The organism is Aminobacter ciceronei, from assembly GCF_014138625.1.
Taxonomy (GTDB): domain Bacteria; phylum Pseudomonadota; class Alphaproteobacteria; order Rhizobiales; family Rhizobiaceae; genus Aminobacter; species Aminobacter ciceronei.
Genome location: NZ_JACJHY010000007.1, coordinates 152,977 through 165,283, shown reverse-complemented (window position 1 = coordinate 165,283; position 12,307 = coordinate 152,977). Strand labels below are relative to the sequence as shown.

The 12,307-nt window shown below is 59.0% G+C and carries 10 protein-coding genes; 5 read left to right on the top strand and 5 right to left on the bottom strand.

Annotated features, from left to right (window positions below; translation table 11 throughout):
- Window positions 1-53: 53 nt before the first annotated feature.
- Window positions 54-266, top strand: coding sequence for a hypothetical protein (locus HNQ95_RS09795; RefSeq protein ID WP_154384011.1), 213 nt, complete (start codon window positions 54-56; stop codon window positions 264-266).
- Between the two features lie 115 nt (window positions 267-381).
- Here the strand turns inward: HNQ95_RS09795 and HNQ95_RS09790 are convergent, their stop codons facing one another.
- From HNQ95_RS09790 to HNQ95_RS09770, 5 genes are all read right to left on the bottom strand, one after another.
- Window positions 382-969 carry an NAD(P)H-dependent oxidoreductase gene (locus HNQ95_RS09790; RefSeq protein ID WP_067961420.1) on the bottom strand — a complete coding sequence of 196 codons (588 nt, stop codon included), beginning with the start codon at window positions 967-969 and terminating at the stop codon, window positions 382-384.
- A 14-nt stretch (window positions 970-983) separates the two neighbouring features.
- Complete coding sequence (gene mgtA, locus HNQ95_RS09785; RefSeq protein WP_182573972.1) at window positions 984-3,587, bottom strand: magnesium-translocating P-type ATPase; 2,604 nt, start codon at window positions 3,585-3,587, stop codon at window positions 984-986.
- An 80-nt stretch (window positions 3,588-3,667) separates the two neighbouring features.
- The gene (locus HNQ95_RS09780) at window positions 3,668-4,054 is read right to left on the bottom strand and encodes a hypothetical protein (RefSeq protein WP_067961416.1); all 387 of its coding nucleotides are present in this window, start codon (window positions 4,052-4,054) and stop codon (window positions 3,668-3,670) included.
- Between the two features lie 61 nt (window positions 4,055-4,115).
- Window positions 4,116-5,387 carry an MgtC/SapB family protein gene (locus HNQ95_RS09775; protein ID WP_067961415.1) on the bottom strand — a complete coding sequence of 424 codons (1,272 nt, stop codon included), beginning with the start codon at window positions 5,385-5,387 and terminating at the stop codon, window positions 4,116-4,118.
- A gap of 26 nt (window positions 5,388-5,413) precedes the next feature.
- Window positions 5,414-7,282, bottom strand: coding sequence for a heavy metal translocating P-type ATPase (locus HNQ95_RS09770; protein WP_154384009.1), 1,869 nt, complete (start codon window positions 7,280-7,282; stop codon window positions 5,414-5,416).
- A gap of 301 nt (window positions 7,283-7,583) precedes the next feature.
- On the opposite strand from HNQ95_RS09770, the gene arcD reads away from it, so the two are divergent.
- The 4 genes from arcD to arcC are packed head-to-tail and all read left to right on the top strand — an operon-like array spanning window position 7,584 to window position 12,252.
- Window positions 7,584-9,053: an arginine-ornithine antiporter gene (gene arcD, locus HNQ95_RS09765; RefSeq protein ID WP_182573971.1), complete on the top strand. Its 1,470-nt coding sequence runs from the start codon at window positions 7,584-7,586 to the stop codon at window positions 9,051-9,053.
- 21 nt (window positions 9,054-9,074) lie between these two features.
- The gene (locus HNQ95_RS09760) at window positions 9,075-10,292 is read left to right on the top strand and encodes an arginine deiminase (protein WP_182573970.1); all 1,218 of its coding nucleotides are present in this window, start codon (window positions 9,075-9,077) and stop codon (window positions 10,290-10,292) included.
- 12 nt (window positions 10,293-10,304) lie between these two features.
- The gene (gene argF / locus HNQ95_RS09755) at window positions 10,305-11,306 is read left to right on the top strand and encodes an ornithine carbamoyltransferase (RefSeq protein WP_182573969.1); all 1,002 of its coding nucleotides are present in this window, start codon (window positions 10,305-10,307) and stop codon (window positions 11,304-11,306) included.
- A gap of 1 nt (window position 11,307) precedes the next feature.
- On the top strand, window positions 11,308-12,252 hold the full coding sequence (arcC, locus tag HNQ95_RS09750) for a carbamate kinase (RefSeq protein WP_182573968.1): 945 nt from the start codon (window positions 11,308-11,310) through the stop codon (window positions 12,250-12,252).
- Window positions 12,253-12,307 lie beyond the last annotated feature (55 nt).

Below are 12,307 nucleotides of genomic sequence, written 5' to 3'. Positions count from 1 at the left end.
TTTGGGACCGCAACTTGATGCGCGACATGTCTTCCCGGATAGGAAACCCACTGATGAGCATCTTCGACAAGATCAACAAGAGGCTTTCGGACAATCTATATCGGCATGGGCATTACTTGACGGCCCCCCACGCAAAAGACCATGACAAGATCGTTGAAATGGTCGACGACCTCATGGAGTTTGTCAAAGAGGACGCGAAGAAGGACGTGAGGGGGAAGGTCATAAATCTGATACGTCGCCACAAACGTCACGACGTGGAAATATGAGGCACCCACGAGTGACGATCAGCTATTCCGAACTGGCACGACGTAGATTGGCCATCTCGACGGACTACTCACAGGCTAAGAAACATCCGAGGACTGGGCTGGCCCCTAGCGGAGTTCATCGAGCGCCTATGCCAAGGCTTTCGATCTTCCGGATCCATTTCTTCCGCCGCTCCAGACTTCCCCCCACAGGCCCGAGCAAGGTTTCATATACGGGCTTGATCCCCACGAAATTCAGGATCCCTCGGCGCATGCCAGCGATCCCGTGGTTGAGGAACCATAGCCGATAGAAGATCGACGGCATTCCCATGGTCACCACGATCCGAGCGGATCGGCCTCGCAGGAGAGGTTCGGTCAGCATTCCCTTATTTTCCGGGTACTGGAAGGCCACTCCTGGCCGCATCGTCTGCTCGAGGAATCCTTTGAGCAGTGCAGGCATGGTGCCAAGCCACAAAGGGAATACGAACACTAAGTGTTCAGCCCAGACGATCGCGTCGGTAGCCGCTCGCAATGGTTCAGGGACGATACCGTGCTCGAACTCTTCGGCGGTCCTCAACAGCGGGAAGTCTGTGATCGCCAGATCGATCTCACGGATCTGATGGCCCGCGCTCTCCGCCGCGGCAGCATACGCTTTCGCAAGCACGCGACAAAACCGATCGGGGGAAGGATCCGGGTGACCAATTACAATGAGGATACGTCGAGCCATCGAGACAACTCCGTTCACTGCGACCTGCTCGCCAATCCGCCAACAAGGGCACGCTTCGTCGGAGTGTGCAGGCCAGTGTTAGAAATGCCAGAAGTCGCGAAGAACCGGACCTTCAACCACTCCGTCGCCATCACATATGCAAGGGTGATGTAGAGCAGTCCGCCCATGGTTGTTAAAGGCAGAGGCACGAACCCAAACCAGGCGGCCACGGGCGAATAGGACAGACTAACCGCAACGGCACCGACGAGGATCGTAAGCGAGACAAGCATCCGACTGGGACGGCTTGCCCAAGCAGGCTTGTGGGTCCGAATGACCAGAACGATGGCAAGTTCGGTGAGTAACGATTCAGTGAACCAACCGGTCTGAAACACCGAAGCGTCGGCGTGAACCACAAACAATAGGAAGGCGAACGTTGCCGCGTCGAACAGGGAACTGACCAAACCGAAACGGATCATGAAGCAGCGAATGAAGGAGATGTCCCATCTCCTCGGCCGCCTGGTTTCATCTATGTCGACATTGTCGGTTGCGATCGCCAAAGACGGGAGATCGGAAAGAAAGTTGTTTAGCAGAATCTGCTTCGCCAAGAGGGGGAGGAAAGGCAGGAAAAGCGACGCGATGGCCATGCTGATCATGTTGCCGAAGTTCGCGCTTGTCGTGATGGCGATGTACTTCATTGTGTTGGCAAAGGTCTTTCGACCGTCGTCGATCCCCAACATGAGAACCCCAAGGTCCCGTTCGAGCAGAATGATATCGGCCGCCTCGCGCGCCACGTCGACGGCTTGATCCACCGAGATGCCGACATCGGCCTGGTGGAGTGCCGGCGCGTCGTTGATGCCATCCCCGAGGTAGCCGACAATCCGGCCTCGTCTCTTGAATGCTTCGACGATCCGTTCCTTCTGGTTGGGGTCGATCTCGGCAAAAATGTCGATGTCTTCGACACGCGCGAACAAGGCTTCCTTCGTCATGTGAACCAGTTCGCCGCCGGTCAATATCGCGTCGGGGGCTAGGCCTATTGCCTTGGCAAGATGCCTGGCAACGTGTCGGTCATCGCCACTGATCATTCGAACGGACACGCCGCGATTGGCGAGTTCCTTCAGTGCGTCAGCCGAACTCTCCTTTGGAGGGTCGAAGAATAGTAGAAAGCCCGCGAGCGTGAGATCCATTTCATCACCGCGGGTGAAACCTTCAGTCTTCAGAAACTGACGGACAGCCAGGGCAATAACGCGAAAGCCCTGTTCGCTCCACGACCGAACCTGGTCATCGATATCGGCCCGACGCTGATCGGAGAGTTTTTCAGCCGTGTGTCCGTCTGTCTCAGTCCCGCACACATCCAGCATCGTCCGGACCGCACCCTTGCAGATCATCAGCGAGCCGCCTTCGGCTCTGCGGACGATAACGGACAGGCGCTTGCGGGCGAAGTCGTAGGGAATCTCGTCGAGCTTGAACTCTTGCCCGCCCAGGGGCTGCTGCTCCTGAGTGCCGGCATCGACGATCGCTTCGTCGAGTGGATTCTTGATCCCAGTCTGGAGCGACGCGTTCAGTTTCGCCCAAGCAAGCAGTTGATCGGATGGCCGCCCACGCGAATCTACCCATCGGTCAAGCCGAATGGCTCCTTCGGTTAATGTCCCCGTCTTGTCGGTACACAGGACATCCATGCTGCCCAGGTTCTCAATTGCCTCGAGCCGTCGGACGATCACGCCATTCTTGGCCATGACCGCGGCCCCACGAGCGAGCGTCACGCTGATGATCGCAGGCAACAGTTCCGGGGTAAGGCCGACCGCCAGTGCAAGAGAAAAGAGCAGCGATTCTGCCAACGGTCTGTGGAGCAACAGGTTGACCACAAATACGACGATCACAATCGCCAGCATCACCTCGGTCATGAGGTATCCGAATCGCCGGATCCCCTTGGCAAAGCCGCTTTCCTCCACCCGCCTCTCGACTGCATCGGCGATGGCTGCGAACTCTGTGGCGCTTCCTGTTGCGACGGCGAGTACGGTAGCCGTGCCACTGCGGACGGATGTCCCTGTGAAGACAGAATTCGTCCGTTGCCCCAGCGGCGTTTCTGCCCCGACTACTCCCATGCTTTTCAGGACGGGAAAGGATTCGCCAGTCAGGACCGCCTCACTGACGTTGAAGTCTCGGGCATCGACGATGAGGCCGTCGGCAGCAATCATGTCCCCAGCGGATAACTTGAGAAGATCGCCGGGGACGACCTCATCTACGGCAACGTCGGTCTCGATACCATCGCGCAAAGTCCTGACTCTTCGAAGCAATTGACGCTTCAGGGCCAATACGGCCTTGGACGCGCCGTATTCTTGCGTGAAGCCCAGGCCACAACTCGCCAACAGTATAAGGCAGATAATAATCGCTTCTTGCGCCTCTCCCATCAGAGACGACACTGCCGCGGCAAACATGAGTATGAGCACCAAAGGGCTGCGGACTTGCCGAAGCACCAGGCGGAGAGCCTCTCCCCCCGAGCGACCTTGAATGGCGTTGATTCCGTGAAGCGCACGACTTTGGTTCGCTTGCGCGGTGGTCAAACCGCTTGGGTTCGTGCCCAGCGCGGTCATGACCTCCACCAGCGGCATCGACCAATAGGGATCACGCTGCGGCTTCATCGGCTCGCCTCGCCCCTTCGAGGGTATTCCAGATGTCAGAGGGGACCACTAACAGAACAGCCGGACGGCCAACTGAGGTGTCACGGCCGCTCGACCCTGGCGACCTGGTAGGTATGCATGGCTTGTTTTCGTCCGATCGAGACGTATTCGCCGACAGTGAAACGTTCGTCGTTCAGGCGAAAGCCGATCTCATCGTCGCGGTCGCCTTCAGAATAGTCGAAATACCACTGCCCGCCCGGCTTGCGCCTCAGCAATCCTATGCGGTCTTCGCTCCCGTCGCCGAACTTTCGGACGCGGCAAAACGCCTGGTGCGTCTTCCAGTCGGCAGCATCAAGCCGACCTTCAGCATCGAGTGGGACAAGCAAATCGTATCCGACCTCTCGATCCCCGATGGGATGTCCCTTTTCGCGGGCCAGAAGCAGCCGCACGTTCCGAAAGCCAGGTGTCAAATCTGCCAACGAGGTCATAGCGCAATCCTCTATTTGCCCTGACATAGCGCTCGATCCCGCGGGACGGCATTGATCCGCGTCAAATTGACGACGACCAGGACATGGCACCCGTAAGGAAAAAGACAGCCGCGCCTAACGCCATGGCTATGAGCGTCGCCAGAAGCAGGCCTCCGGCAAAACGACCAGGTCCGGCAATCGCAGCCATTCCTATGCGCCCCAACGCATTCGCCGCAAGTGCCACCAGCACAGCCCAAGCAGCAGTCTGAGTGGAAGTCGGCCCCGCCACCAGGCGAAGAGCGCTCAGTACGGCAACGTCGACGTCGAAGAGGCCGGAAAGCGTCGAGACCGCAAGCACCCCTCTGCTTCCAATCAAGCCTGCCGTCCATGCACTTGCTACCGACGCAATTGAAAAGAGGACTGCAAACGCAAGCAATGGGTAGAGTTCGAACGGATTGCGCACCAAATTGCTATCGACCTTCTGATCACCGTAGGCTGACAAGAAGAAGCCACCCACGCAGCCGAACCCGACAGCGGCAGCGAGGGCTGATGTTGCAATGAGCCCGGCCACACTCGGCTCCAGGACAAGGACCACGACGACCACTCGAATGATGGAGACGGCTGCTGCAAGACACGCTGCTCCAACCAATGTTAGCACGCCTCCTGAAGTCCTGGCGGAGCGAGCCAAGGCTATGGTGACTGCTGTCGAAGAAACGACAGCGCCTGTCACGGAACTGACGACCAGACCACGCCTGGCTCCGAGAATGCGTACGGCGACATAGCCCGCGTACGAGATCCCGGCGATTAGAATGGTGAAGACCCAAACCTCGCGAGGATTGAAACCTCCCCATGGGTCAACCGCCTTGTCGGGCAACAGTGGCAGCACGACTGTAGTCATGACGGCTAGCACAAGTGCCGAGCGCAACTCGATCCAAGTCAGTCGCCGAAGCAGCCCGTGCAGAACCTCCCGGCTTGCTAGGGTCGCAGCCAAAACGCCGCCACCAGCTGCCGCGGCACGGTAGTCGCCCACAACAGCCAAGGCCCCCAGTGAGAAAACCCCCAGGCCCGCCACGACCCCGGTGACGCTGAAGTCCTCGTCATGTGCCGCCTCCCGCGCTTTGTACCAAGACAGAACGGCGGCAAATCCAAGGAAGCCCGCAACCAGCACTGCCGGCGCTTGTACGGCTTGGCTGAGGGCAGCGATAACACCACCAAGAAGCCCAGAAATCCCGAATGTCCGAATGCCTGCAGTGCGGCTTCGATCAGGCTCGTTCCGTTCTTGCCACCCACGCTCGAGGCCAACCAGGAGCCCGATCGCCAGCGCGAGTCCGAGACGTGCTATGGCACCATCCATTGGTCACCTGCTGTCAACGCGGCTTGTCATTGGTATCCCATTTTGCGTTTCCCATGGTCGCCGAGTGCCCGCAAAGCATTGAGGATGACCGCAACGTCTATCGCCTCCTGAAGAAGCGCCCCAGAGACAGGCGAAAGAAAGCCAAAGGCCGCGGCGATCATCGCCAATGCAGATAGCCCGATGCCAGCCACGATGCTTTGTCTTGCGATCATGGTAGTCCGGCTCGCGATTTCAACCGCCGTCGCCACAGCCCCTAAGCTGTCTGTCAGGACGACCACATCTGCAGCCTCGGATGAGGCTGTTGCTCCGCGAGCACCCATCGCAACACCCACTGTGGCCATCGCTAGTGCTGGAGCATCGTTGATGCCGTCGCCGACCATCATGGTAGCTGCCTTGCTGCTCTCGGCATTTACAACAGCCACCTTGTCAGCGGGTGACGCGTCCGCAACGACGAGGTCCAGCGGGAGAGTGGCCGCTATCCGATTGGCGGCATCTGCATCATCGCCTGTCAGCATTATGCTGCGCCTCACGCCGGCATTCCGAAGCCGGGTCACGGCCGAAACAGCATCCGCCCGAAGGCCGTCGCCAAGAACCAAGACCGCCGCAAGGCGGCCCTCGACAGCCATGTACACAACAAGAACCGGATGCCCCTGATATCGGGACACCACCCGTTCCGCCCAAGCCGGGGGCGCTGAAGCCGCCAAGATTAGGGACCGGGAACCAGCGGAGACCCTGATTCCTGAAATGGTTCCGATCAACCCCGATCCTCTATGCTCACAAACGCTATCAGGGCGCGTCAAGGTGAGCCCCCTGTTTCTAGCGAGGGCAACGATCGCTGAGGCGAGAACGTGGTGAGATGCCTGTTCCAGGGAACCCAACAAACTTAGAAGTTCATCTTCGTCTCTTCCCGGGGCAATTTGCATCTCGATCAGTTGAGCGCCGCCATGGGTGAGTGTGCCTGTCTTGTCGAAGATGGCAGTCCTCACTTTTGCGAGGGCTTCCAGCGCCGTGCTGCCCTTCATCAGAACACCTTGACGTGCCGCGCGGGAGACTCCGGCTATGAAAGCGATCGGCGCCGCGAGAATGAGCGGACACGGTGTTGCCACGACCAGGACGGCGAGTGCTCGCACTGGGTCACCTGAAACATGCCACGCGGCAGCTGCCACGATCAGCGTGAGGGGCAACAACACCAACGCAAATCGGTCGGCCATGCGGATGAATGGTGCTTTGGCAGTCTGAGCCGCCTCGACCATTCTGACGATGCCGGCATAGGTGCTTTCCGCTGCGACGGCAGTGGCGCGCATGTGAAACATTTCTCCTGCGTTCACTGTGCCGCTGCGGACTGCATCTCCTTGCTTGCATGCCTTTAAGAACGGCTCCCCGGTGATGGCGGACTCATCGATCCTGGTGTCATCATCGAGCAGCACGCCATCGACGGGCAGCACCTCGCCGGCCCGAACCATCAAATCGTCTCCAACCGAGACGCTCTCGATTGAAATGCTCTCGAGGACCTCGCCGCGGCGGCGGTGCGCAATCCTCGGTGACCGGTCAGTCAAGGCCTTCAGGTCACTTTGGGCACGACCACGAGCATAGTCCTCAAGGACATTGCCCCCCATGTACATGATCGCGACAACTATTGCGGCCAAATCCTCACCGAGCCAAAGCGCCGCACTCATTGACACAAGAGCAATGGCATCGACACCAAAACGACCAGCCCACAGATCTCGGCCAATGGAGAGTGCGAGGGCGGCGATCACCGGGGCGCTTGCGAAGGCCCAAATGCTGTCAGCCAGATTTTCCATGCCGAGCTGAAAATGTGTCGCAAACCCAGCGGCGAGCCCTAAAACGGCGATCGCCAGTAAGATCTTTCTGAGCAAGGGTTCGTTGACGGGCATGTTCCCTCGATCGCTTTGCACGACAACAGGTACGAGTCTGCCGTCGCCATTCCGACTTCAGACGGCAGCCGCGTCCCGCATACGTTCGAGTCACATTGCGACAAGATCGTCCGAGAGGACGCTACCTTCGGTTTGACTATCGGAGCGTTGCGCAAGCGCCTTGATCCACGTCAATTTGGATCCGCGCTCGCTCCGACCTCAAACCAAAACACTGCTCTCCAGCGATTGACGCGCGTCAAAGCCGAACGGCCAATTGCAGCGCACTCTGCCAGCAATTGGTCTGCACTTTGGGAGACGCACCATGGCTGCCACAGACATCTCTTCCGCACCTAACTCCGCCGCCGCGACAGCAAACGGGACCAAGCTGCGCCTGGGCCCATTGACGGCCCTTGTCATCGGTTCGATGGTCGGATCCGGGGTGTTCAGCCTGCCGCAAAACATGGCCGCTGGCGCAGGTCCTCTTGCCATTGTGATTGGCTGGGCCATTACCGCCATCGGCATGCTGGCATTGGTGTTCGTCTATCAGTCTCTTGCGACCCGCAAGCCAGAACTTGATGCCGGGCCATATGCCTATGCAAAAGCTGGGTTCGGACCGTTCGTCGGCTTTAACAGCGCCTGGGGTTATTGGATCAGCGCCTGGGTCGGCAATGTTTCATACGCTGTGATCGTATTCAGCGCACTTTCCTACTTCTTTCCTGCCTTCGGCGATGGAAACACATGGCAGGCCGTAGTAGGCGCATCAGCCCTGCTGTGGGCAATCCATTTCCTCATCATGGCTGGCGTTCGGCAAGCTGCACTCGTCAACCTGATCGTGACGGCAGCCAAGATCGCTCCCATCGTCCTGTTCATCGGCATCGTCGTCGTGGCATTCAAGGTGGACGTATTCAATGCCGACTTCACTGGACTTGGGAATACCAGCCTCGGTTCAATCATGAACCAGGTGAAGAGCACGATGCTGGTGACGTTGTGGGTATTCATCGGCATCGAAGGCGCCAGTGTATTTTCGGCTCGCGCCGAGAAGCGCAGGGACATTGCCAAGGCCACCGTCTTTGGCTTCCTAGCCTGCCTTGCCCTCTACGCACTGGTCTCCCTGTTGTCGCTCGGCATCATCAGTCAGCCGCAACTGGCTGCACTGAAGAACCCCTCGATGGCAGGCGTTCTAGAGGCCGTGGTCGGTCCGTGGGGTGCCATACTTATCAATCTGGCATTGGTTGTTTCAGTGGTCGGCGCATTCCTGAGCTGGACGTTGCTCGCAGCTGAGGTGCCGCATATCGCGGGTAAAGACGGCACCATGCCGGCCTTCTTCGGTCATGAAAACGACCGTGGCGTTCCGTCCGTATCGCTCTTCGTGACCAACATTCTGGTGCAAGCGTTCCTCATCATTACGCTGTTTGCGCAGAGCACCTACCAAGCTCTGTTCTTCATCGCTTCGACGGCCATCCTTGTCCCCTATATCTTCTCTGGTGCTTACGCCGCAAAGCTTGCGATACAAGGCGACAGCTATGGTGCCAGCGAAAACCGTAATGCGCCTTTGCTTATGGGGCTGTTGGCCACGGCATACGGGCTGTGGCTCGTCTATGCCGCCGGGCTTTCGTACCTGTTCATGTGCGCCGTGCTCTACGCCCCAGGGATCGTCTTCTACATCTGGGCACGTCGGGAAAACAGCCAGCGGATCTTTCGACCTGCGGAAGCTGCGATCGCTGCCGTGTTGGTCGGGGTCGCCATCTATGCGGCGTACCAGATGTGGACGGGTGCGGTGAGCGCGCTCTGACCCATTCCGAAAGGTTTAGCCATGGCCGAACTCGGCGTTCATTCCGAAACCGGTCGGTTGCGCGAAGTCATCGTGCATCGGCCTGACCTCAGCCTCCGCCGCCTCACACCAGGGAACTGCAAGGCGCTTTTGTTCGATGACGTGCTTTGGGTCAGGCGCGCACGTCAGGAGCACGACATTTTCGTGGATTCGCTCCGCGAGCGCGGCGTGACCGTGCACCTCTTCGGTGAGCTGTTGGCCGAGACCATGGCAATCCATGAAGCCCGCGACTGGCTGCTCGACCGCAGGGTGGACGCGTCGGTGGTTGGCCATGACATGGTCAGCGAGCTTCGTGGGTGGCTCGACCCCATGCCCGCAGAGCAGCTTTCATCGCTTCTTGTGGGCGGAATAACTCGCGCCGAACTGCCGTTCGACCCCGCTGGCCTGACGGGCAAGACACTGCTTGCAGAGGACTTTGTGCTGCCTCCGCTGCCCAACCAACTTTTCACTCGCGACAGCTCCTGCTGGATCTATCGGTCCGTGTCGGTGAATCCGATGTATTGGCCAGCGCGCAAGCCGGAGGCAGTCAATGTCGAAGCGGTCTATCGTTTCCATCAGCGTTTTCGAGCCGCCGACGTGCCCTTTGTTGCGCCTGAAAAGCCCGGTCCAAATGTGAGTCTGGAGGGCGGCGATGTCATGCCTATCGGCAATGGCGTGGTCCTTGTCGGAATGGGCGAACGAACCACTCCACAAGCCGTGGGCGGCCTCGCGCGAAACCTCTTTTCGGCCGGAGAAGCTACCCAGGTGATCGCGGCGCTTATGCCCCGCGATCGGTCCTTCATGCATCTCGATACTGTCTTTACCTTGTGCGACCGCGACCTCGCGACAATGTTCCCGGCGGTGGTCGGGCGGCTTCAGACTTTTTCGCTGCGCCCAGGTGAAGGCATCAATTCCGTCGATGTTGTCGAGGAGCGCAGGCCCTTCACGGAAGTGGTCACAGAGGCGCTCAATCTGAAAACCCTGCGCATCGTCGAAACTGGTGGTGATGCACCCGAAGCCGAGCGAGAGCAATGGGATGACGGCAACAACGTCGTTGCGATCCAGCCGGGTGTCGTCATCGGTTACGACCGCAACGTCTACACCAACACGCAGCTGCGGCGCGCAGGCATCGAGGTCATAACGATCGAAGGCAGCGAGCTGAGCCGCGGCCGCGGTGGAGGCCATTGCATGACGTGCCCGATATCTCGAGATCCGAATTAAGAGGAGATCACCATGCCCGTAAACTTGCATGGGCGTAACGTCCTGACGCTTGATGATTTCTCCGGCCAGGAGATCCGATATCTGCTTCGGCTTGCCGCAGATCTGAAGGCCGCCAAGCAAGCGGGAACCGAAAAGCCGCGGCTGACACGCAAGAACATCGCCCTGATTTTTGAGAAAGATTCGACCCGCACCCGATCGGGCTTCGAGGTCGCGGCCTATGACCAGGGCGCGCACGTTACCTACATCGGGCCGTCAGGAAGCCATATCGGTCACAAGGAATCGATGAAGGACACCGCACGGGTGCTGGGCCGCATGTACGATGCCATCGAGTACAGGGGCTACAGTCAGCACCAGGTCGAGTTGTTGGCGGCCTATGCGGGGGTCCCAGTCTACAACGGACTCACTGACGAAGCGCATCCAACCCAAATCCTCGCCGATTTCATGACGATGCGGGAATTCACCCACAAACATCTCTCGGACATGACGATCGCATTCGTCGGAGAAGGCAGAGACAATGTTGCCCAGTCGCTGGCGATAGGTGCAAGCAAGCTTGGTATGGATATCCGGATCGCGTCTCCCCCAGAGTTGTGGCCCGACAATAATTTCTGCGCCCACGTGAAAGAGTTGGCCGAACGAAGAGGCGGCCAGTTCAGGATCGACGACGACGTGCAGGCCTGCGTCAAGGGAGCTGACTTCATCTACACCGACGTTTGGCTTTCTTTGGGTGAGGACGAAGGCGGCTGGGGCGAGCGGATCAAGTTGCTGACACCTTTTCGGGTCACCCGCGATCTGATGGCTGCGACAGGAAACCCTCACACGAAGTTCATGCATTGTCTGCCAGCGTTCCACGATACCGAGACGGCGGTCGGGGCGCATATCGAACGCGAATACGGCATTGACTGCATGGAGGTCGAGAATGCCGTTTTCGAGTCCGAGGCTTCGATCGTGTTCGATCAGGCGGAGAACCGCATGCATTCGATCAAAGCCATCCTCTTGGCAACGATCGGCAGCTGAAATGCGTATCGTTGTGGCGCTTGGAGGCAACGCCCTATTGAAGCGAGGCGAACCGATGACGGCAGAAAACCAGCGCGCCAACATCAGAAGAGCTGCCCGGTCACTCGCCGACCTCGTGAGCCAGGGCCATGCCCTAGTGATCACTCATGGAAACGGTCCGCAGGTCGGGCTGCTTGCCCTGCAGGCGGCCGCGTCTTCGGGCGAGCCATTTCCACTGGACGTGCTCGACGCAGAAAGTGCAGGAATGATCGGCTATGTTCTTCAACAGGAACTTGGCAACGTCATGAGAGATCGGCATTTCGCCACCCTTCTCACCCAGGTCAAAGTCAATCCGCACGACCCTGCCTTCAGCAAGCCGACGAAACCGATCGGACCAATGTATGATAAGACGATGGCGACAAAGCTGGCTGCCGAACGGGGCTGGCACATCGCGCCTGACGGCGAGAAGTGGCGGCGTGTCGTTGCCTCGCCGAAACCGCTTGAAATCCTGGAAGTCCAGGTGATCAGCTTCCTGACCGAGGGCGGCGTGACCGTTATCTGCGCCGGCGGGGGAGGCATTCCGGTAGTCGAGCTGAGCGACGGAAGCCTAGCCGGGATCGAAGCAGTCATCGATAAGGATTTGGCATCTTCCCTGCTGGCGCGACAGCTTGATGCGGACTTCTTGCTCATGCTGACGGACGTAGATGCTGCCTACGAAAATTGGGGTACGCCACGCGCTCGCCCCCTCGATCAGGTCAGTGTTTCCGAGCTCTCGCTGGATGACTTCGCTCCTGGCTCGATGCGTCCGAAAATGGCCGCGGCCATCGAGTTCGCGCATGCAACAGGTCGGCCTGGCGCAATCGGACGTCTCGAAGACGCTTCGGCCATCGTGGCCGGAACTAGGGGCACCCTGGTTCACGCGCATGACGTGGCGCACAATCCATCTTCGACAGGGATTGTCAATTGATCCGCGTCAAGGCGTTCACCCCTGCTTGCGCCATTGTAGATCGAGTTGGATCCTG

What these genes read in the sequence shown, in the direction of transcription:
- HNQ95_RS09795 (WP_154384011.1), top strand. Translation starts at nt 54, where the DNA reads ATGAGCATCTTCGACAAGATCAACAAGAGGCTTTCGGACAATCTATAT.
- HNQ95_RS09790 (WP_067961420.1), bottom strand. Translation starts at nt 969, where the DNA reads ATGGCTCGACGTATCCTCATTGTAATTGGTCACCCGGATCCTTCCCCC.
- mgtA (WP_182573972.1), bottom strand. Translation starts at nt 3,587, where the DNA reads ATGAAGCCGCAGCGTGATCCCTATTGGTCGATGCCGCTGGTGGAGGTC.
- HNQ95_RS09780 (WP_067961416.1), bottom strand. Translation starts at nt 4,054, where the DNA reads ATGACCTCGTTGGCAGATTTGACACCTGGCTTTCGGAACGTGCGGCTG.
- HNQ95_RS09775 (WP_067961415.1), bottom strand. Translation starts at nt 5,387, where the DNA reads ATGGATGGTGCCATAGCACGTCTCGGACTCGCGCTGGCGATCGGGCTC.
- HNQ95_RS09770 (WP_154384009.1), bottom strand. Translation starts at nt 7,282, where the DNA reads ATGCCCGTCAACGAACCCTTGCTCAGAAAGATCTTACTGGCGATCGCC.
- arcD (WP_182573971.1), top strand. Translation starts at nt 7,584, where the DNA reads ATGGCTGCCACAGACATCTCTTCCGCACCTAACTCCGCCGCCGCGACA.
- HNQ95_RS09760 (WP_182573970.1), top strand. Translation starts at nt 9,075, where the DNA reads ATGGCCGAACTCGGCGTTCATTCCGAAACCGGTCGGTTGCGCGAAGTC.
- argF (WP_182573969.1), top strand. Translation starts at nt 10,305, where the DNA reads ATGCCCGTAAACTTGCATGGGCGTAACGTCCTGACGCTTGATGATTTC.
- arcC (WP_182573968.1), top strand. Translation starts at nt 11,308, where the DNA reads ATGCGTATCGTTGTGGCGCTTGGAGGCAACGCCCTATTGAAGCGAGGC.